Raw genomic sequence first — 20,940 nt, forward strand, 5'->3', positions numbered from 1 at the left:
ATTCTTACGGATGTTCTCACTTCAAGGTTGTCGTTTATGATTTGAGAAAACAGCCTGTCTGAAACTATGACAATTCTTTTGGCAATATTTTTTATGTTTTCATCTATTGTGATATTTGTACCATTTGTAGCATTTGTAACACCACCAACTTCTAACAAAAGCCATCCAAGGTTTATTGGCTGTTTGGGTACTTCTCCATTATCCCATTTAATTATATAAGCCTTATCATCTTTCCCTGCCTCTTCAGGTATTTCTACAGCCGCACCGTTTCCTGCCCCACCATTATTTTTAAACCATTTTTCAAGCAGGCTTCTTGTCATAATCCATACTGTGCCATTTATAGACGCTACAGGAAATAATAAGATTTCTGCGTCATAAAATCTCAGCATACCCTGTTTGCTGTCTGTTCCAAAATATTTTTCAACTTCTTTTATAGCTTCCTCTCTTTTTTTCTTTTTTTCTGTAACGTCCCCAATGTCCCCGATGTCCATCGAAACAGCTGCCGAGTAAGGCTTTGTGGTTTGGCAACTAATTTATGAAAAACTCTACCGAATAGCTCTGAGTTCAGGTCTGTAAGAATCTTTATTATATGAAAAATGAGAGCTGGCCGGGAAAAACTGGACAGTCCCTTAAGTGATAAATCTGCTCTAAAATGAAGATCAAGTAAGAATTTAAAGGAGCAGAAAATGACAAAACGACCACGAAGAAATCACACGGCAGCATTCAAAGCCAAAGTGGCTCTTGAGGCACTTAAAGGCGAGCAAACACTAGTGGAACTCTCCCAGAGATTTCAAGTCCACCAAAACCTAATCACAAAGTGGAAAAAGCAGCTACTTGACAATGCACAAGAAGTATTTGCTGATGGCAGAAGCCAAGAGACACAAGCAGACGTAAAAGAGCTACATGCAAAGATCGGCGAGTTAACTATGGTGAACGATTTTTTATCAACAGCGCTCGGGCGCATAGCAGACCCGAGCGTAAAGAAATGATCGATAAAGAGTACGGGCTACCCATAACCAAGCAGTGCAAAATCCTTAAGCTCTCACGATCAAGCATCTACTATGTGCCAGCAGAGGTAAGCGAAAGGGATTTAAAACTCATGAGAGAGATCGATGAGATCCACTTAAAGTACCCGTTTTACGGCAGCAGAAGAATTCGCAATGAGCTATGGGACAGGGGCTTTAAAGTTGGCCGGGGACATGTAGCCACGTTGATGAAGAAGATGGGTATCGAGGCGCTCTACCCCAAGCCGAGGCTCTCAAAGCCTCATCCAGATCACAAAGTATACCCCTATCTTCTTAAGGGGCTTGATATCACCGAGGCTAACCACGTGTGGTGCGCAGATATTACCTACTTGCCAATGGCAAAGGGGTTCTGCTATCTGGTGGCCATCATGGACTGGGCCAGTAGAAAAGTTCTCTCATGGAGGCTCTCAAATACACTTGATGCATCATTTTGCACAGAAGCACTTGAAGAAGCTATTAGTCGCTTTGGAACGCCACAGATATTTAATACCGACCAGGGCAGCCAGTTTACATCGGAGGCCTTTACCAGCATATTAATTGAAAATGGAATAAAGATTAGCATGGATGGCAAAGGGCGCTGGATGGATAACGTCTTTATCGAGCGTCTATGGAGAAACGTCAAATACGAAGAGGTGTATATTAAAGCATACGGATCGATTTCTGAAGCACGAAGAGAACTTAAGGAATACTTTGAGCTTTACAATCAACGGCGTCGGCATCAAGGTCTTGACGACCTAACGCCGGATGAGGTTTACTTTGCTACATTGAAGCAATTACCGGCAGCGGTTTAGCTTGAGCGGTTTATCACTTAAGAACTGCTTTTATCTGTCCAAAGAAACCCGGTCACCTCAATGTGTTGGCCTGGTATGGTTAAGCGCAAAGTTACAAAAGCAGAAGTCGAGAGCTATTTACCTGCTGGTAAAAGTGCTAGAATATAGTTTAGCTAACAAATTAGCTAATTTGGACGAAGATATATGTAAAATAACTTAAGAGGTATATTTGATGCAAAGGACTGAGTGCCTTCCGTAATGCTCGCCGTGTTGTTATTAAGCTTGGGACGAGCACCATAACAAAAAGTACTGGTAAGATCGATCATGATCAACTAAAGAACCTGGTAGATCAGATAGCTAAGCTTTATGCAAAAGGATACCAGGTTATTATAGTGTCCTCTGGTGCAATTGCTGCTGGGGTCGAGGGTCTTGGTTTAAAATCCAGGCCAAGGGATATACCCTCGCTTCAGGCCGCAGCATCTGTTGGACAGGGCTTGCTGATCCATGAGTATGCGACTATTTTTAAGGTTCACGGCATTAAAGTTGGCCAGGTATTGCTAACCCAATACGATGTCGTCCAGCGCCAGCAGTATTTGAATTCAAGAAATGTTTTAAAGACACTCCTTAAACTTGGAATTATACCAATAATAAATGAGAACGACGCAACAGCTGTTGATGAGATCAAGTTTGGCGACAATGATACGCTAGCTGCATTAGTTGCAAATCTCGTTAAGGCTGATCTTTTGATCCTGCTATCAGATATAGACGGCCTCTACAGCGCCGACCCAAGGTATGTGGACAAAGTGAACCTTATCTACGAGGTAAAAGATATAACATCTGACATAGAAAAGATCGCCGGTGGTAATGGCAGCCACTTTAGCTCAGGCGGTATGGCAACTAAAATCCAGGCTGCAAGAATTGCGACATTTGCTCAGGTGGCGATGGTTATTGCCAATGGGCGAAGGGAAAATGTCTTATTGGATATAATGGAACAGAAAAAAGTTGGCACATTCTTTGCGCCGAGAAAGAAAAAATTAAGTGCACGCAAGCTTTGGATAGCTTTTGGCAAGGCAGCAACAGGTAGCATAACTGTCGATGATGGAGCAGTAAACGCCCTTGTATTGAGGGGAAAAAGTCTTCTGCCGGCAGGAATCGTTGTAAGTGAGGGTAGTTTCCAAGCAGGCGATGCCGTAGATATAAAGGATTTGCAAGGACGTATCTTTGCGAAAGGAATTACCAACTATTCAACAGAAGAGGTTGACCAAATTAAAGGGCTTAAGAGTTCAGAGGTAATGAAAAGATATCCCGATAGCTTAAGCGAAGAAGTTGTTCATAGAGATTGTTTAGTAATACTACGTTAAGGAGGCTTACAACATGGCTACGGCTGAAGATATAAAAGCCGAAGTAATGGAGATCGGTAGAAAGGCTAAATCGGCCGCCCGGGTAATGGCGACGATGAGTACAGAGAAGAAAAACAATGCGCTAACTAGCATGGCCGAAGCTCTTATCGCAAATGCTAGTATGATATTGGCCGCTAACGAGAAAGATATGGAGAATGCCACCGCAAGAGGAATTAGCTCATCTCTTATCGATCGGCTGATGCTTAACTCGATACGAATCAAAGAGATGGCCGAAAGCCTTGATGATGTCGCGGTTCTAACTGACCCAGTCGGTGAGACCATTAAGGGGTGGCGCACACCAAACGGGCTTGATATACGTATGGTAAGAGTTCCGCTTGGAGTAATCGGTGTTATTTATGAGGCACGGCCAAACGTAACAGTTGAGGCCGCAAGCCTATGCATTAAGAGCGGAAACGCTATCATCCTAAGAGGTGGCTCAATGGCACAGCACTCCAACCTCGCCTTGACAGAAGTTATATCCAACGCAGCTGCCGAGGCCGGGTTGCCCAAGGATGCTATCCAGGCGATAACTAATCCGAGCAGGGAAGCCGCTGTTGAGCTTATGAGGCTTGACCACTATGTCGATCTTCTTGTCCCAAGAGGTGGGCCAGAGCTGATTCACTCCGTGGTGTCAAATGCAACTGTGCCGGTTCTCTGGGCGGGCGCTGGAAACTGCCATGTCTATGTTGATGCGAGCGCAGACCTTGATATGGCCCAACGAATAGTTGTAAACGCGAAATGCCAGCGGCCAAGTGTCTGCAATGCAGCCGAGACGTTGCTGGTTAACAGCGCTATCGCAGACAAATTCTTACCTATGGTTGCCGCAGATTTAAAGGCGCAAGGCGTAACAATGATAGGAGATGAGAGAACACGCCAGTTTGTACCTGAGGCGCAGCCGGCAACCGAAAAAGACTGGTATACCGAGTATCTTGAGCTTAAGATAGCCATTCGCGTGGTAGACTCAGTGCAGGAAGCGATTGATCATATAAACAAATACGGCACTATGCACTCCGAAGCTATAATAACAGAGGATCTTGAATCAGCCCGGAAGTTTACCGAAGAGGTAGATGCGGCTGCAGTCTATGTAAACGCTTCCACGAGGTTTACCGATGGCGGGCAATTTGGTTTAGGTGCTGAAATAGGCATAAGTACTCAGAAACTGCATGCTCGTGGTCCTATGGGCTTGACAGCACTGACATCTACAAAATACGTTATATACGGAACTGGTCAGATAAGGGCTTAGAAATTTACGGAGGTAAAATCGAATGACTGCTGAGCAAATTGCCACATTGGTAATATTGGTTATAATACTTGCTTTTAGTATTTGGGCTTACAGGCAATCAATAGCTGCGAAGAAAGAATAATGGGGTAAAAAGCCAAATAAAAAATAAAAAATAGGGTGGAGCTTATCCACCCTATTTTTAGTTACCACATTCAAAACCCCGTAAACCTAGTTTTTTGTCTTTAGAATCTAATCTCTAGTTTCTAGTTAGGCTGCCATCTCAGGACGGCTGGGTTCAGAAACTTCCTCCAATATTTCACCGGCCTTTTCCAAATCCTTTGTGCGCACAGCAATATCGCCAAGCGATACTACTCCTACAAGCATACCGTTCTCGTCAAGAACCGGCAGTCTTCTAATCTGGAATTCTTCCATAATATTCTCGGCTTCTTCAACGTCGGTATCCGGGGATACTATATGTAAATCAGAACTCATTATCTCGCCGATACTACTATTTTCAATATCGCAACCTTCAGCAACACAGCGCACGACAATATCACGATCGGTTACTACGCCAACTAAGGTATTGCCGTCCAGGATGGGCATAAAGCCTACGTTTAAATCCCGCATCATCGAAGCTACATCCATAATCGAGTCTGTGACCTGTGCCGCCTCTGGGTTTTGCGTCATAATTTCCCTTATCTTCACTTTATTCACCTCCCAAGTTTGCCAACTTAAGTTGGATATTCCCATTTTTGCTAACGAAAAACAGAAAAATGCCGATTATAATCGCAGGTAACTGCAGGTAAAAAGCGGAAATAGCTTGATTAAAGAATAGCTTAGCGTTATTATAAGTATCAGGAAAATTATGGGAGGCAACTTATGGACGGCACGATATTGTTACTTGGTATTATAATTTTACTGGCGCTTTACGTGCTTGTAAGAAGCTTTTTAAGCTTTATAAGAGATGACTCAAGCAAACAAGAAGATAAAAAGCAGGCGTCACAGCTACCGCAGACAATGATATCGTCCCAGTTGTCAAAGACGGCGCAAGAGGCCGGAGGCGCTACAAAGACCATTGGCAGGTCTACAGCAGAGAGCACAACTGAGCCGGCACTGACTCAGGCCAGAACCGAACAGATAAAACCTGAAGCTGGCTCAGAAGAAGCAAAGCCTGCTGCAAGTGCCAAGAAAGCTTCGAAACCTGCGATGCCTCCCATCAGGACGCAAGGCCCGACAGAGGAACAGAGTGAGCGTATTGAAAAAATAGAGCGTATCCTGGTCGAAAGTTTCAAAAATAGGTCGCTTAGGGTTGTGCATGGAACAGGCGGCAACGCGGATAATGTAAGAGACATCAATTCTGCAAGCTAGCGATCGGAAGTTTAGGAAGTTTATCTGGTTTATTAAAAGTTAAGAACATGCAAAGCATATTATAGGTGAGCAAGTTGTAAGGCTGGAATATTATCCAGCCTTTTTGTATATGCGAATACGAACGGCCGATTTAATGTGTCGCCGAAATTATCTTTTTCGGGTATATTCAAAACAATCTCCCAAAGTAGTATAGCCCTATCTAGCTCTGGAAGTGGTTTCATGAAACGCACTGTAGATCGATTTATAGGATGCTTACTAGGACTCGCAATAGGCGATGCTCTTGGTTCCCGTTTGGAAGGGTATGCGCCGGAAGCAGTAAAGAGGTCAAAAGCAAGTATGGATGAGTTCTTAGACGAGCTTTGGCAATGGAGTCGGGGTAGATGGACCGATGATACAAAGATGGCGGTTGCTCTTGCCGAGAGCATAGTGGAATCAGGGGGTTTCAATCCTGAGCAGGCTGCAAAAAAGTATCTGGAGTGGTACAGATCGGGGGACCTGAGAGGCATCGGAAATATAACCCGCCAAAGTTTGGCCAATCTGGAGAGAGGATCAACCTGGCAGGAGAGCGGGATTAAGGCCGATTGGGCAGCCGGAAACGGAACAGCCATGAGAGTCGCCCCAATCGGTCTTCTAGATATGAACAACATTGCGAGATTAAGAGAAGATGCGAGGAATGACGCGATAATCACTCACAATAACCACGAGGCAATTAATGGAAGTATTGCGGTAGCTTATGCTATTGCCCGCATAGTAAAAGATGACATTGATAGCACGAAGTTAATTTACGATGTAGTCGATTTTATTGAGCCCTCAGATGTTCTCCTTCGTCTGGAGGAGGCCCAAAAGCTTTTTGAGCAGGGTAGTTTTGCCGACTACGCGCTTAGTGAGCTTGGGACTAGTGGATATGTTGTCGAGACGGTTGCAAGCTCATTTTTTTGCTTTATTTCATCGCCTGATAACTTTGAAGGGGCCATCTACAGCGCAATAAGAGGTGGTAATGATACCGACACTATTGCTGCTATTACAGGAGCTTTATCTGGCGCATACCTGGGCTTTGAAGGGATACCCTTAAAATGGAGAGAGGAAGTTGAAGATGCTTTAAAAATCGAGGCTCTCGCCACGCGCATCTACGAGATTGCAACAAAAACCGGTTCATAAATCTTTATTTTAGTGCGCAGTTTACCAGTGCCGCAGATAAGAGATATTAACCGCGGCACTGGTAACTAGTGATTTAAACTGGTAACTGGCGACTTAATTAACTTAATTAACTTAATTAACTTAATCCGGGGGATTGCATGATAAAAGCATTTATATTTGATATCGATGGGACGCTGATTGACACGAATCAACTCCATATTGATTCCTGGATAAAGGCCTTCAAGGAATTTGGGGTTACTGTGGCACGGAGTGACATCCAGCTACAGCTGGGTAGAAGGGCCACTGAAATCGCAAAGACCTTGCTTCCAAGAGAAAAGGAAGGCTATGTTGACTCAATCGTCGACAGGAAGCGAATCATATTTAGAGAGCATTTCTCTGAGATAAAAGTATTTCCGATGGTAAAGGAGTTGTTTGGTTTTTTAAGCAGCAAGGCAATTAAAATTGCTCTTGCAACTTCTACTACCAGGCACGATGCGGAGTTTTACGTTGGGCTGATGTCGGTGGAAAGCTTTGTTGATGGCCTGATTGCCGCAGAAGATATTCTGCACTCAAAGCCAGACCCTGAAATATTTATGAAGTGTGCAGAGTTGCTTGGGGTTAAGCCGCATGAATCGGTTGCGATAGGAGACAGCACGCACGATATTCTGGCTTCCGTACGGGCCGGAATGATACCGGTGGGTGTTTTGACAGGCGGCTATTCAAGGGAGGAGCTGCTAAAAACCGGCGCAGACAAGGTCTATCGCGATATAGCCGACCTCTATAACCACATAGGTGATATCCTCTAGCCGAATATTATTTTCTCCTGAAAATAACACCAAACGCTTGAACACATAGCGCATATGGTGTAATATGCATATGTGCAATTGCACCAGCAAACTAGAACTACAGTTTGTAGCGTTAACGCTTTAGTTTCATTTTAGTTCAGTTGAACCAGGAGGGGCAGATGAAGAAATTTTTACTAATTGCGCTGGGCATAGCGCTCATACTAACTTTACTTACAGGTGTAACTTTCTCCTATATGACAGCCGAAGCAGAAAACCCAAGCAACACCATATCAACCGGGTCTTTGCAAATAATAACCGAACCACAGCCTTTTATGAAAATCAGCGGACTAACGCCAGGAGGCGTCGCGCAGGAGGCTGCGGTTAATATATTTGCGAGCACTCCAACAAAATTCTTCTATAAAATAAGGGCCGTAAGGCAGACTGGAACAAGCACTAAGTTGTGGAATGCTTTAATGGTTGAGATCAAGGATGATGTGACGGGTGAGACCTGGACCGGTAAATTAAACGGTCTTGAGACCACGTGGTTTGCAAGGCAGAATGGGGTTGAAAGCGGAGAAGACGGCCTTGGTCATCTCATAAGATTTAAGGTTTGGATACCCCAAGAGGCTGATGTTGATGCGCAAACAACGGCTACGGCTGAGTTTAGATTTGATGCCGAGCAATGGCGACCTGCAACCAGTTAATTGTCGCTTTAATGGAGGGATAAATGCTGTTTTTAGGGCATGTTAGGCATATCTGGAGCAGTGCTTTCCTAAAGGATAGGTTGTTGGCTGTATCCACAGTCGCATTGATGCTGTTTTTTTCCATATTTATTGCCCTTATACTTTCCGGCAAGATCGGTCTTTTAATCGTAAAAAGTAGCAGCATGCGGCCATATATGGCGCCCGGTTCACTTCTTATCTTTAAGAAGGCCACCATTGCAGAGATTAAACCTGGTGAGGTGGTTGTTTTTTGCGAGGATCGATCTTCAAATCTTCTTGTTACGCATAGAGTTGTAGATAGGGTTTTCAGCAAAGGCAAGATATTTCTTCAAACAAAAGGCGATGCCAACAACCGGTTTGATGCATCGCTGATAGGTGAGAGCCAGTTGGTAGGCAAGGTGGTTTATGTCGTCCCTGGCATGGGTTGGGCGGTAAGTATTGCAAAAACTCCGGCGGGAATCCTGTTTTTAAATACAGCCTTGATTGCCTTAATTCTTCTTATCATTGTTGATAAAATTAAAGCTAAGGAGAGATTGGCCTACCAAGCTGGTTTGGGTTTGATGTTACCCAAAGATGATATCTCAGGTAAAGGTGGCATTGTGCATAGTTTCACTAAAAACGCAGGCAGCAACGTAAATTAAAAACCGGCCCTAGGCCGGTTTTGCTTCTTGCTTAGATCTTTTTACCTAAGGCCTATTACTTAGCCAGCTTCGCCACCGTATAGTAGCGTTAAATGGCGTTTCTTGCGTGATGTAGATTTGCGGCGGCGTGGCGCCTGCGAATCTTCATCATCGACGCGTTCGCCATCAAGGGCTTCATATCTTACTCTATGCAGGTATTGGCGCAGGTGAAGGCCAACGGTCTCAATATACTGCAGGTCAAAATTGTGCTTCTGAGCTGCGACTTTAAGCGACATCTCTAGGATATCATCATCAAGATAGAGGATCAGCCCGCATTCTTCAAGAAACTTCTCACGCTCATCGCCGATCAGCCGTAAACCGCTGTAATTTTCCCAAGTTTTTAAGAATTCGTGCTTATCCATGCCTGCCAATCCTAAAATCGTAAATTATCAAACTTACTTTTTTATCGGCAATTTCGCTGTATAACTAAAGTGCATTTAAACTAATAAAGCTTTACCATGTTCAATATGGTTAAAAGATATTTAGGCACAGGGTTTGGCAATTGATTGGAAATATAGGCGATTAATGGCCAGCTATGCCGTCTACTTCGAGAAAGTATCCGTTTACTACAGGAAAAGCACGCTGGCCAATTATTTATTCGAACATACTAGTTTTATTGCTAGATTAGAATCAGGCGTAAACAGCTCATTGGCAAATTTTATTAGGCTATGCCCTTTGGACTGGTGAAGGTGTTTAAAAATGGAGGTGGGAGGGTTAGTGTCCACGACGGCCAGCTTTAAAAGTTTAATAAATAAGTTTAGTTTTCCGGATGAGGAAACCCCGAGTTGCTGGAGTTTAAACAAAGTTAAGAAGATACTTGGCGAGCTTGGGATTGGTAATTATAATATTAAGGAAAGGGAGAGAGTGGTGTACGTTGGCAGCCAAACCGAGCTAATGCGCATATTGCTCTACCTTGTGCCGTATGAAGTATCAAGCGAATACCATTTAACCCTTAGTAAATCAGATAATAGTATTAGGCTTCAGATAGGCTGCTGGCAGTTTGAAACGCATGCCCAGTAATCTATTCATGCAAGCTTAGATTTATAAAATTACGCGAAGCAACTATATGAAAGCTCTGGTCATATCGGATACTCATGTTCGCTCGGGAAGCGAAATAAGCAAACTTATCAGCATAATTAAGCCTTACGTAAGTGAAGCCGATATCATTATCCACGCCGGGGATTTAGTTTCAAGAGCCCTTATTAACTCCCTTAACGACCTTAAGCCTACCTATGCTGTTTCGGGAAATATGGATCAATACGATGTAGCGCAAACACTTCCGCAAAAGATGGTCTTCGAATTTGACTCCTTCAAAGTAGGGCTCACTCACGGTTCGGGGCCCGCTACGGGGTTAAGGGAACGGGTTTTCGATCTCTTTCAGTTAGATGCCGTTGATGCCATCATCTTCGGACACTCTCACCAACCCTACTTAGGCGTACAAGACGGCGTTTTAATGCTAAACCCAGGGAGCCCGACCGATACCAGGTTTGCCGATCGCAACACACTGGCGTTTTTATATGCAGACGACAAGCTTCGGGCAGAGATTATCGATATTTGAGAGTGCCGCGGTTTGCCTGTGCTGCAGTTTAATAGTATCGCAGAAAGAAATACTAACTTTCGCCTGGTGATGGGTAATTTAAGTAACTTGATTTTTGCGCTGGGATAGAAACCAGCTAGTAAATTTCTTCTCTGAAAGCATTTGTAATAGGCATGCGGCGGTCTTTGCCAAAGGCACGTGGACTTATTTTTATACCGATCGGTCCCTGACGGCGCTTGTATTCGTTTTGGTCAACTTTGGCAACAGTCCACTTTACGTAATTTTCTGGCAATCCTTCGGCGATCAGATCTCCCATACTCTTTTCAGATTCCACATAACCGCGAAGTATCTGATCAAGTATCGGATAGGGAGGAAGCGTATCTACATCCTTCTGTCCCGGCCGAAGCTCGGCGGATGGCTCTTTAGTTAAGACACGCTCTGGTATAACAGGCCATCCGGCAATCTGATTTCTATACCGGGCAAGTTCATATACAGTTGTTTTAAGAATGTCTTTGAGAACTGCAAATCCTCCGACCATATCCCCATAAAGTGTTGTGTAGCCAACTGCGATTTCACTTTTATTGCCGGTTGCAATCACGAGCCATTTGAATTTATTTGAAAGGGACATAAGGATAATGCCCCTGATCCTTGATTGCATATTCTCTTCAGTTACATCTTCAGGCAAACCATCGAAAACAGCTGCCATTGTCGACTTCATTGCCGTAAATACCGGTTCGATAGGTATGTTAAGCAGTCTTATCCCAAGGTTATCCGCAAGCATCTTAGCGTCTTCAATGCTTGCTTTGGATGAGTAGCGAGATGGCATTGCGACGCCGGTTACATTTTCGGCCCCTAGAGCATCAACGCAGATTGCGGCGGTAAGAGATGAGTCTATGCCTCCGCTTAAGCCCAAGACAACCTGCTTAAAACCGTTCTTGTGCACGTAATCTCGAAGCCCGATTTTAAGAGCCTCATATATTTCAGCCATGGGCTCTAGAGCAGGGTGGATGGTTGCCCCCAACTTTTCTGCAGCCAGCTTGATTCTAAAATCCTCTATCTTGTATTTAACGACCTTCTGGTCTTCAGGCGCGCGCGCCCTTTGCCTCCGCTTGGGGTCAAATAGATGTTTTAAAGATACCTGGGATAAGTCAAGGTCGATAATTAAGAGATCTTCTTTAAATTGATGGCCTCTGGCAATGATATTGCCATCGGGAGCAGCAACGAGGCTTTGCCCATCAAAAACTAGCTCATCCTGTCCTCCCACTAGATTTACATATGCGATATAGACCTGGTTATCGTATGCGCGCATACCGACCATTTTTTCACGAAGGAGCCCTTTTTTGAAGCTGTAAGGAGAGCTTGAAATATTTACAATAAGCTGACAGCCTGGTTCCTGAGCTTGGTTAATCGTCGGCCCCTCTACAAACCATATGTCTTCGCAAATATTTACGCCAAAAGTAAATCCGTCCGCTTTAAAGATAGATACTTCAGCGCCTCGTTGAAAGTAGCGAAACTCATCAAATACGCCATAGTTTGGTAGAAACATCTTATGGTAAATACCTATGATTCTGCTGTTATACATCACGGCGGCTGCGTTATAGAGGTCGTTTACCATATTGGGGTAACCGATAATTACGATTATTCTATCCGATATTGGCAGTAGCGATTGCAATGTCTCCCTGGTAGCTTCAATAAATCTAGGTTTTAGCAGGAGGTCTTCAGGTGGATAGCCGCAGAGTGAAAGCTCAGGGAATGCAATTAACTGCACCCCGGTTTCTCTTGCCAGCTCTGTTTGTTTTGCTATTTTTTCTGCATTGCCTTGAAGGTCACCGACTGTAGTGTTAATCTGTGCTAATGCAATCCGGACCGTCTTTGCCATTCATCTCAAGCAACCCTTCTTATTACCAAAAGCGCTACGTCATCTGAGAGCTTACCATGTGTAAAACTAAGTACCGCGTTGATTATGGTGTCAGCAATCTCTTGCGCAGGTTCATCAAGATTCTCAAGCAAAGTCTTAACAAGCCTTTCCTCACCGAAAAACTCTTTGCCTGAGCGCGCTTCAATAACGCCGTCGGTATAAGCAACAAACAGGTTTCCGGCGTGCATGGGTATAGTTTTTTCCCTGTAGCTATATTTGGATATGATTCCGATTGCGGGGTCATGCGTTGACAGAACCGCGCACGTTTTTTCGATCTGGTTAAGAAGGCAAGGATACGGGTGACCGGCATTAACAAAGGTAATTATTCCGGTCTTGGGGTCATAGGTAGCGCAAAATATAGTAATGAAGCTGGCTCTTTCTTCTTGTCGATCAATAAAATCATTTGCTTGGGTTAAGGCGTGTGCGGGAGAAAAGTTTTGGTATAAGTAGGCGCGCAGTATGGATTTAAGTACCGAAGTCGATGTTGCCGCCTCTATACCCTTGCCGGAAACATCTCCTATTACAAATGCATATCTGCCGTTAACCTCGTACAAGTCGTAGAAATCGCCTCCCACCAATGCTTCTTCAGTTGCAGAGAAATATCTAACCCCTACTTCTATGTTCGGTATTGGCGGTATATGTTGCGGAAGCATGCGCCTTTGAAGCGACTCAGATATATGTCTCTGAGCTTCGTAGAGCCTTGAGTTCTCGATAGCTACTGCAGCCTGACGCCCTATACCTTGGAGGATTGTGAGGTCTCGCTCATTAAACTTCTTTTGCGGGTCTCTGGTTGAAACCCATAATGTTCCAATGACTCGGCCCCTTAACAAAAGGGGCGTTATGGCTATAGCCCGCAGCCCAACGTTAGCGAAAACCTCAAGCCTACCGGAAAATTGTTGATAATCTTCGATAATAAACGGCTCTTTTCGCTGAATTGCAATGCCAGTCATTGTACCATTAACCGGCACATCGACCTTTGCGATGACTTCAGGTAGGTTATAGATAAAAGGATAGGTGACTATGTTCTTGCTCTCATCAAGGAGGCCGACCGCAGCGGCATCCGCTTCGGTCAACTCTGTTGCGTTCCTGGCGATTCGATACATTAAATCGTTGAGATTCAGGCCGGCAGTTATATCCAGGGCTACCTTTAAAAGGGCGTCAAGGTCTTTGCTTCGCTTTTTTATTTCCTCACTTGATTTCCTAAGCTCTTCATAATACTCCGCGTTTTCGATTGCTACAGCCGCCTGCCCAGCTACGGCTTCTAACAGCCCGGCCTGGTATCTTGTGAAGTATTTGTTCGGTGCCACGTTGAGAATCTCAATTACACCTGTAATCTTGCCTTTGCGCATGATAGGTGTTACTATCAATGACTTGACGCCAGCCTTGACAAAGCTTTCTATTCGTCTGGGGTAGAGCGAATAGTCATCAACTATAATGGTCCTTCGTTTCTCAATGGCCTCGTAGAGCGCACCCTGGCCCAGCGGGGTCTCAAGCCTGGCTAAGATTTCTGGGGCTCTGTATGGGTAACGCTTGATAACCGAACCTGTTCCATCAACGAGTGCGATGGTACCGGCATCTCCATCGCACAGTTCGGTTGCATGGTGGATAATCTTATGAAGCAGCTCATCAAGATTAAGCTCGGAAGAAATATCTATTAGAATTGAGAGCAGCGTATGCAGGTCTTTTCTTAGCTGCCGCAGGTCTGCCATCTTAAGCTGGCGCTCCCAGGGCTGTCGTGGGGCTGGTTCCATATCTCTACCTCTTAAAGAATTATCGCTACGGTTTAATACAGTTTTAAAAATATTCCAAAGCAGTTATACCCGTTTAAGCACGGGATTATTAAATCCCGCCGCTAACGCAAGCCCGCTAACAAGCTCTTGTTTAGGAAGCTATAAAGAAAGGTATATATTTAAGTATAATTAAGAAGTAGCTTGCAAGGCTTAAGAAGGAGGACAATTATATGATTTATGAGGCGAAGGATTACAGCAGACTTTTAGGCATGGAAGGATTTAGCGATACGCTACTTAATAATCACTTTACTCTTTATCAGGGATATGTAGCTAACACAAATAAGTTACTAGATATGTTTTCAAAAATGCTGTCTAGTGGAGAGGTTGCAACGCCAGAGTTTGCCGAGCTAAAGCGAAGATTTGGATGGGAATTCAACGGCATGAGGCTTCACGAATACTATTTTGAAAATCTTGGCGGGCAGGGTGAAATTGATAGGGATGGCAAGCTCGCCAGGAAACTGGCCGAAGATTTCGGAAGCTATGAAGCCTGGGAGAAGGAGTTTCGGGCGATTGGCGCTATGAGAGGCATAGGCTGGGCTGTTCTTTACCAGGATAGCGCAACAGGAAAACTTATAAATTTCTGGATAAACGAGCATGATATGGGGCATCCTGCCGGTTGCAGGCCGATACTTATTATGGATGTATTTGAGCACGCATATATGGTCGATTACGGCGTCAAGAGGCCGGATTATATCGATGTGTTCTTTAAAAATATTAACTGGCAGGCTGTAGAGAAAAGGCTTGATTAAGTTATTTGCATTTAGGGTATATATCCTAATAGAATTGTAGGCTTTAAGAGTTGGGAAGAGTCCCTACAAAGAAGGGAGGAGGCTGCCATGAAATACACAAAAGAATCCCTGGCTGAAAAACTAGTGCAGATGTACCCGGAGATTACTGAGCATGGGCTTGATTTAGATCTGGAATTCAGCGACGAGAAAAATGCTTGGGTTGTTGGTCTGAGGAAAGGAGAACACAAACTAACCACACATCTTGAGAAAAAGGATGCAGACGAATGCATTAATGGGGTCAAATGCATTTATCTTGGTGTCCAAATCGGCCAGTTTGTTCAAAACTTTGAAGAAGACGAAGCCAAGGCAGGCGTAAAGGCGTAAAGCCTTTACGCTGCATGCTTTTTCACTTCTATAATTGCCTCGTCGGATGCAATTTCCCGTGTTGCCAAAACGGAGAGGCCGGCTGTTTCAGCAAGACCGGCTACCTGGTTTACAGGCTCATTCATGTTCTCCGGATCTACAACGACTGTTGCTTCCTGTCCAGGGCTTAGTTCATCTGATATCCTATTGAAAGTATCCTCGAAAAACTTCATAGGGTCCGGTCCATACTGCATATTTCTCAGATCATATCGCTCTGGCAATTTAAATCCCTCCAAATCATTTTTGCGTTATATCTCATATCTCTTCTTAAATTTTCCCCATACCATCATTTGACCTAAACGCATAAAGTAAGAAAGGCTGCCGCGCAAAAATAGGAGAGAATTGGAATATCGCTAACTATAAAGTGCAGGTTGAGTTTTCTGTACCTATGGCCTAGGTTCTCTTTAAGGAAAACTGTACGCTTTAACATATAGATGCCGCAGGTAAACAAACTATATGAGATGCATTCTCAAATAGTCAAAAATATTTTTTTCTGCTTTATCTGTGATTTTGAGCCAGCGCAATTGGTCTTTAGGTTGTGGGAGGGCTGTGAAGGATAAACTATCAACCATAACTTAAAACATTAACACCCGGTTTATTATCGACAAGGCTTTTGAAATGTTCTAATATTTAAAATACCTCTAGGGGTAAAACGGAAAACATCGCCGATTTAGCAGTGCTAAGGCCGTATCCCAGTTAAGCTCTGGGAAGGTGCGAAAGTTAAGGTGTTTAACGCATCTAACCATAAATGGTTAAACCGGTACTGATTCGTAAGGAAAGGTTGTTAGGTTGAGCGCTAAAACAAAAATATTGCTGACGGTAAGTGTTGTTGTCATATCGATCTTTACGATAACAGCATGCGACAGGCAAAGCGATGGCCTGTCTGGAAATGCGGAAGGCCAAAGAGCTAATAAACCCCAGCAGGACATTGTAAGCGAGTTGGAATCCAAAAATGTGAGGGCAAATAAGCCTGCGGAAAATGAGCTCTTTGTTACCATAATATCGGTTACTTCTCCTGTAAGCCCTGGCGGAACTCCAACAACTGTTTTTGTAAAAACTAAGCCTGGAGCGGTTTGCAATATAAAGGCCGGATATAAAGGCGGCTCTAATGAGGAGAAAGCTCTGACTGAAAAAGTAGCTGACGCAAACGGTCTTGTATCGTGGAGCTGGACGGTAGATCCATCGGTATCCTTAGGCACATATCCTATAACGGTAACGGCAACTGATCCTGCCGGGAGCGGTAAAATTGTGACAGTACAAGAAAATATCGAGGTTAAAACCGCAGAGGAATGCAAAAAGTGAAGTACTAAGAAATAGCTGGATCGGTGATCTCGCTAAGCAATAAGGTTAAAAAAGGATATTTTCGTCCTTTTTTTGTTTTAATGTCCTTTTATGCGCAATCTACCAGTTTAATATTTGCTGCATTTGTGCAAACACTTACTTGAAACTTAAAACCAGACTTCTAAAACGGGATACTAAGCACTAAGAACTAAAAACTAGCTACGATTTTAACAAGTAGACTTAGTTCCTTGTTATAGTTAATAATCAGGGGTCTTTCAGTTTTCAACCAGGTTAGAGGTCGGTCTAATTTTCGGTACTTTTCGGTGCCTAAATGGAGGTTTGGGTTATGGAAAGTAAATATGCAAGAGTGGCATTAGTAAAAACAGAATTTGTCGATAGAGGGATTGAGCAAACCATTGAACTTGCTGGTGGGCTTACTGGGCTTGAGCCGGGCATGGTTGTTCTTATTAAACCAAACGTAAACTCAAACGACCCTTTCCCGGCGACGTCTAATCCTGAAACTGTAGTTGCGCTTGTTAATTATGTTAAACAGTATAAGCCAAGACAGATTATCGTAGGCGATGCCTCAAATGCAAGCTATCTGCCGACTGTCGATTCCATGCGGGACCTTGGTATTTACCAGGCGGCACAAGAAGCTGGGGCTGATGTGGTTGGTTTCGAAGAGGGGGTCTGGGTTGAGGTGGCTCCACCTGGGGCCAAACATTGGCACCAATTCAAAGTTTCTGAGGTGCTTCTAAACGCAGATTATGTAATATCGCAATGCGTTGTGAAAACGCATTTTCTTGCGGGCTATTCGATGGCTCTAAAGAACTGGATGGGTGTCGTTGATCACCGCAGCCGATATTCGCTCCATATGTCGGCTCGCGACCTATTTTACAAAAGGATAGCCGAGCTTAACCTTGCACGACCTGCTGATTTCGTACTGCTTGATGGGACATGGGCGATGGTTACAGGAGGGCCTTTTCATGGGGATACTATTAATGCGAATCTTATGGTGGCGACGGCTAATATAACGGCTGCGGATGCCGTAGGATTATCAATCCTTAAATATCTGGGTACGACCGAGCGGATTGAAAATGTTAGCGTATGGAGCCAGCCTGTGCTTCGCCACGGCGTAGAGATCGGCTTGGGTGCGAAATCGGGAGCCGATATCGAATTGATCTGCAGGAACTTTGACGATGTGGACGTCTTGAAAGATTTTTTAGAAATACCTAAAGAACCTGAAGAGCGGCCAAAAAGCGCATAGAATTAATTAACGTGATTACAGAGCTTTTCCTCATAGGTGCCCTCAGCATGGTCTTCTTTTTGTGGAGGCAGGTAGTTGGTTATCGGGTAACTTGCGCCGGAGTTTTGGTTCTCAAGTGCCATAGCGTTCATCATTTCGCGCAGTACCAGCGAGACAGCCTGGGTTCTGTCTCTGACCTTGAGTTTTCTTAATATAACTTTTATATGGGATTTCACCGTTTCGGGACTAAGATAGAGGATATCTGCTATTTCACGGTTTGTATGGCCAAGCAGCAGGAGGTTAAGTATTTCCTGCTGGCGCGCACCAAGGCTATTTAAGACATAACCGTTGCCCGTGCTATGAATCTGCTTCATATAGTGGCTGTGAATATAAGTTTCGCCACGAGCTACTGTTCTTATAGCTTCGACCATATCGCTACTGCTGATCGTTTTTAGGCAATGTCCCTTGATACCAAGCTGACGGGCAAAATCAAAACGGTTCTTGTTGCTCCAATCGGTTATCGAGATAAAGTTAATACTTGCGGTGAGGGGTCTGAAATCGTCCACGACCTGCTTTATTTGATTTATCTGGGGCGGTTCGATTGATTGGGCATCGATGATCACCACATTTGGCGATTTTTGCAGGGCTAACGCCTTACACCCGACAAGGTCGCCGGTAATGCCAACCAGGGAAATATCAGCAGTTTTTGAAAGTATTTCCCGCAAACCATGGATAATAAGGTCAGCTTTTGTTACGAGTGCAACTCGGATCATGCCACTCTCCTTGCCAGTTATCCGCCTACTCTAGGGTAACAGAAATCAAGCAACAAATCATCCTATTGAGTGAAAGCATAAGCTTTAAGAAAGCAATTTTGCAGCTCAAATATAAAGTTGTGTTAGCTATTTGTCGAAAAACAAAGCAACAGGTTTAAAAAATTTCTTAAGCAGCCCAGGTACTTCAAATCTTGGCTTTTTACTATCTTATGATCGAATATTATACCAGGAGGATTATATGAATCGGTTTTTTGAAAAGGTTCGCTCAATGAAGATGGGTCACTTAATTATGGGTGCCGTTGCTCTGACATTAATTCCTATATTAATAGAGGGCAGCGCAACTGTAATCGGCGTTATGTCGGTAGGTAGCCGCACTAAAAATTTCCAAAACAATGCAAGAGTTATGCAAAACCTGGACGAGCTGAGGTATACCTTCCAAAACTATCGCATAAGCGTATATCAAATGCTGTATATGATGGATAACAGCAGGCTTGAAGAACTAAACAGGCTAAATAGTGAGATGGATAGGCTTATTGGTGAGATGAAAAAAAGTGGCGTCGATGCCGAGTCCATCGCCGATATAGAGGCCAAGCGAACTGCATACATGGCAGAAGTAAAACCGATTCTAGATAACTATACCAATAAAGATTATGTCTTAACGCTTATTCCTAAAGCCATATCGGCTCAAAATGAATATATGTCTACTCTTGATGCTATGGAGAAAAGAGTAGACAGTAGCGAGAAAAAAGCTTCGCAAGACGTTCAGGACTCTGTATCAAATTTAGTCCGCACTATAACGCTCTCGGTTATATTAACTGCCATTATTGTAATTATAGTCGCTTTTCTGATTCAGCGCGTTATCATTGTCCCGCTTCGGGAATCGTTTAGCAAATTGGGAGAAATGTCACGAAGTCTTGCATTGTCAAGCCAGGAGCTTTTAAACAATGCTAACGAGATAAGCCAGGCGACATCGCAAATTACCACAACTATCGGGCAGGTTGCGGCAGGTGCCGGCGAGCAAAGCAGAAACGCCAGCGAGGTCGAGAGCCTGGTAGGACAGATCTCAAATATTATTAATCAGGTTGCAGTTGGTGCGCAAACTCAGGCAACTAGCGTAGCCGATACTGCAGCCAGTGTTAACCAGCTAATAGAGTCGATCAACAAGGTATCAGAGAGTTCACACATGGTGGCTGAGGTTGTTGATTCGACCTCAACCACTGCCGAGAGAGGAAAATCTGCTGTTGGGGAGACTGTAACCGGCATGCAAAGGATTAAAGACACTGTCTTAGACAGTGCCAACAAAATACAGACCCTTGGAGAGAAGTCAAAACAAATCGGTGAGATCATAGAAGTAATAGATGACATAGCAGAGCAGACCAATCTACTTGCTCTTAATGCTGCGATAGAGGCAGCAAGAGCAGGAGAGCACGGTAAAGGATTTGCAGTAGTTGCAGATGAGGTAAGAAAACTAGCTGAAAGAAGTGCCCGTGCAACAGGTGAGATAGCAGAGCTTATAAAAGGAATTCAGGACGAGACAATGCAGGCTGTGGAGGCTATGCAGAGAGGTACTTCTGAAGTTGAGGCTGGCTCTGAGCTTGCACACCATGCCGGAACTGCTATTGAGGAGATGATGGCCTCAATTAGACAGGTGATTATGCAGATAGCCAGCGTGTCTGAGAGTGCCGAGCAAATGGCCTTTGCGAGCAATCAAGTCTCGCAGGCAATTGACCAGATTGCCGCAATCAGCCAGGAGAATTCTGCGTCAGCTGAGGAAGTCGCCTCGTCAACAGGAAGCCTGGTTAATGCGGTGAGTTCGATTGCTGCGTCAGCTGAGGAAAGTGCCGCATCCGCCGAGGAGGTTTCGGCTACTTCAGAAGAACAGGCCGCCTCAGTGCAGGAGATTGCTGCTAAAGTTCAAACATTGGCAAGCATGTCTGATGAGCTGGATAAGATGGTTGCAAGCTTTAAGCTCTAAAATGAAACATTTGAGCTCGTAAGCTCGGTGCGCAGCCCTTTAAGGCGCAAATAAAGGCATATGGTCTACAAGGTAGCAAATTTTAATCTATAGATTAAAATTAAGCGGTAACATCTTAAACAGTAAAGCTAAACATAAACCTAATGGCCAAAAAGCGCTG

The 20,940-nt window shown here is 44.2% G+C and carries 22 protein-coding genes; 15 read left to right on the forward strand and 7 right to left on the reverse strand.

The features are described from left to right. On the reverse strand, positions 1–491 hold a 491-nt coding region (locus tag K6T91_04120; GenBank protein ID MCL6471978.1), incomplete at its 3' end, for a hypothetical protein. A gap of 195 nt (positions 492–686) precedes the next feature. On the opposite strand from K6T91_04120, the gene K6T91_04125 reads away from it, so the two are divergent. The 3 genes from K6T91_04125 (at position 687) to K6T91_04135 (ending at position 4,438) form a co-directional block, all read left to right on the forward strand. Further along, a protein-coding gene (locus K6T91_04125; protein ID MCL6471979.1) for an IS3 family transposase occupies positions 687–1,816 on the forward strand; the annotation gives its coding sequence in 2 pieces (ribosomal slippage) (positions 687–945 and positions 945–1,816; 1,131 coding nt in all). A 221-nt stretch (positions 1,817–2,037) separates the two neighbouring features. After that, positions 2,038–3,156, forward strand: coding sequence for a glutamate 5-kinase (proB, locus tag K6T91_04130; GenBank protein MCL6471980.1), 1,119 nt, complete (start codon positions 2,038–2,040; stop codon positions 3,154–3,156). Between the two features lie 13 nt (positions 3,157–3,169). Next, the gene (locus K6T91_04135; GenBank protein ID MCL6471981.1) at positions 3,170–4,438 is read left to right on the forward strand and encodes a glutamate-5-semialdehyde dehydrogenase; all 1,269 of its coding nucleotides are present in this window, start codon (positions 3,170–3,172) and stop codon (positions 4,436–4,438) included. Between the two features lie 246 nt (positions 4,439–4,684). Here the strand turns inward: K6T91_04135 and K6T91_04140 are convergent, their stop codons facing one another. Next, on the reverse strand, positions 4,685–5,122 hold the full coding sequence (locus K6T91_04140) for a CBS domain-containing protein (protein ID MCL6471982.1): 438 nt from the start codon (positions 5,120–5,122) through the stop codon (positions 4,685–4,687). A 174-nt stretch (positions 5,123–5,296) separates the two neighbouring features. On the opposite strand from K6T91_04140, the gene K6T91_04145 reads away from it, so the two are divergent. From K6T91_04145 to K6T91_04165, 5 genes are all read left to right on the forward strand, one after another. Next, positions 5,297–5,785: a hypothetical protein gene (locus K6T91_04145; GenBank protein MCL6471983.1), complete on the forward strand. Its 489-nt coding sequence runs from the start codon at positions 5,297–5,299 to the stop codon at positions 5,783–5,785. A 219-nt stretch (positions 5,786–6,004) separates the two neighbouring features. Then, positions 6,005–6,943: an ADP-ribosylglycohydrolase family protein gene (locus K6T91_04150; protein ID MCL6471984.1), complete on the forward strand. Its 939-nt coding sequence runs from the start codon at positions 6,005–6,007 to the stop codon at positions 6,941–6,943. A 137-nt stretch (positions 6,944–7,080) separates the two neighbouring features. Beyond that, on the forward strand, positions 7,081–7,728 hold the full coding sequence (locus K6T91_04155) for an HAD family phosphatase (protein ID MCL6471985.1): 648 nt from the start codon (positions 7,081–7,083) through the stop codon (positions 7,726–7,728). A 158-nt stretch (positions 7,729–7,886) separates the two neighbouring features. Continuing rightward, on the forward strand, positions 7,887–8,411 hold the full coding sequence (locus tag K6T91_04160; protein ID MCL6471986.1) for a hypothetical protein: 525 nt from the start codon (positions 7,887–7,889) through the stop codon (positions 8,409–8,411). Positions 8,412–8,434: 23 nt separating this feature from the next. Beyond that, a complete protein-coding gene (locus K6T91_04165; protein ID MCL6471987.1) occupies positions 8,435–9,070 on the forward strand; it encodes a signal peptidase I in 636 nt (211 codons plus the stop codon). A gap of 59 nt (positions 9,071–9,129) precedes the next feature. Here the strand turns inward: K6T91_04165 and K6T91_04170 are convergent, their stop codons facing one another. Next, positions 9,130–9,471, reverse strand: coding sequence for a hypothetical protein (locus tag K6T91_04170; GenBank protein ID MCL6471988.1), 342 nt, complete (start codon positions 9,469–9,471; stop codon positions 9,130–9,132). 355 nt (positions 9,472–9,826) lie between these two features. Here K6T91_04170 and K6T91_04175 point away from each other — a divergent pair, with 355 nt between their 5' ends. Both K6T91_04175 and K6T91_04180 read left to right on the forward strand, forming a co-directional pair. Continuing rightward, positions 9,827–10,129, forward strand: a complete 303-nt coding sequence (locus K6T91_04175; protein MCL6471989.1) for a hypothetical protein — start codon at positions 9,827–9,829, stop codon at positions 10,127–10,129. 46 nt (positions 10,130–10,175) lie between these two features. Further along, positions 10,176–10,667: a metallophosphatase family protein gene (locus K6T91_04180; protein MCL6471990.1), complete on the forward strand. Its 492-nt coding sequence runs from the start codon at positions 10,176–10,178 to the stop codon at positions 10,665–10,667. A 115-nt stretch (positions 10,668–10,782) separates the two neighbouring features. On the opposite strand, the gene K6T91_04185 is transcribed toward K6T91_04180, so the two are convergent. Continuing rightward, entirely contained in the window at positions 10,783–12,525 is a 1,743-nt protein-coding gene (locus K6T91_04185; GenBank protein MCL6471991.1) for an NAD+ synthase, read from the reverse strand. 5 nt (positions 12,526–12,530) lie between these two features. Continuing rightward, entirely contained in the window at positions 12,531–14,315 is a 1,785-nt protein-coding gene (locus K6T91_04190; protein MCL6471992.1) for a SpoIIE family protein phosphatase, read from the reverse strand. Positions 14,316–14,524: 209 nt separating this feature from the next. On the opposite strand from K6T91_04190, the gene K6T91_04195 reads away from it, so the two are divergent. Then, positions 14,525–15,103, forward strand: coding sequence for a Fe-Mn family superoxide dismutase (locus K6T91_04195; GenBank protein MCL6471993.1), 579 nt, complete (start codon positions 14,525–14,527; stop codon positions 15,101–15,103). 87 nt (positions 15,104–15,190) lie between these two features. Further along, entirely contained in the window at positions 15,191–15,466 is a 276-nt protein-coding gene (locus tag K6T91_04200; protein MCL6471994.1) for a hypothetical protein, read from the forward strand. A gap of 5 nt (positions 15,467–15,471) precedes the next feature. Here the strand turns inward: K6T91_04200 and K6T91_04205 are convergent, their stop codons facing one another. Next, the gene (locus K6T91_04205) at positions 15,472–15,726 is read right to left on the reverse strand and encodes a hypothetical protein (protein ID MCL6471995.1); all 255 of its coding nucleotides are present in this window, start codon (positions 15,724–15,726) and stop codon (positions 15,472–15,474) included. 568 nt (positions 15,727–16,294) lie between these two features. Here K6T91_04205 and K6T91_04210 point away from each other — a divergent pair. Continuing rightward, a complete protein-coding gene (locus K6T91_04210; protein MCL6471996.1) occupies positions 16,295–16,807 on the forward strand; it encodes a hypothetical protein in 513 nt (170 codons plus the stop codon). 325 nt (positions 16,808–17,132) lie between these two features. Next, positions 17,133–18,053, forward strand: a complete 921-nt coding sequence (locus K6T91_04215; GenBank protein MCL6471997.1) for a DUF362 domain-containing protein — start codon at positions 17,133–17,135, stop codon at positions 18,051–18,053. A gap of 2 nt (positions 18,054–18,055) precedes the next feature. Here K6T91_04215 and K6T91_04220 read toward each other — a convergent pair whose 3' ends face one another. Further along, positions 18,056–18,805 (reverse strand): response regulator transcription factor, encoded by a 750-nt coding sequence (locus tag K6T91_04220; GenBank protein MCL6471998.1) that lies wholly within the window; start codon positions 18,803–18,805, stop codon positions 18,056–18,058. A gap of 238 nt (positions 18,806–19,043) precedes the next feature. Between K6T91_04220 and K6T91_04225 the strand changes: the two genes are divergently transcribed. Further along, a complete protein-coding gene (locus K6T91_04225) occupies positions 19,044–20,780 on the forward strand; it encodes a hypothetical protein (GenBank protein ID MCL6471999.1) in 1,737 nt (578 codons plus the stop codon). The last annotated feature ends 160 nt before the right edge of the window (positions 20,781–20,940 follow it).

It is taken from the genome of Bacillota bacterium (assembly GCA_023511485.1).
In the GTDB taxonomy this organism is placed as follows: domain Bacteria; phylum Actinomycetota; class Aquicultoria; order Aquicultorales; family Aquicultoraceae; genus CADDYS01.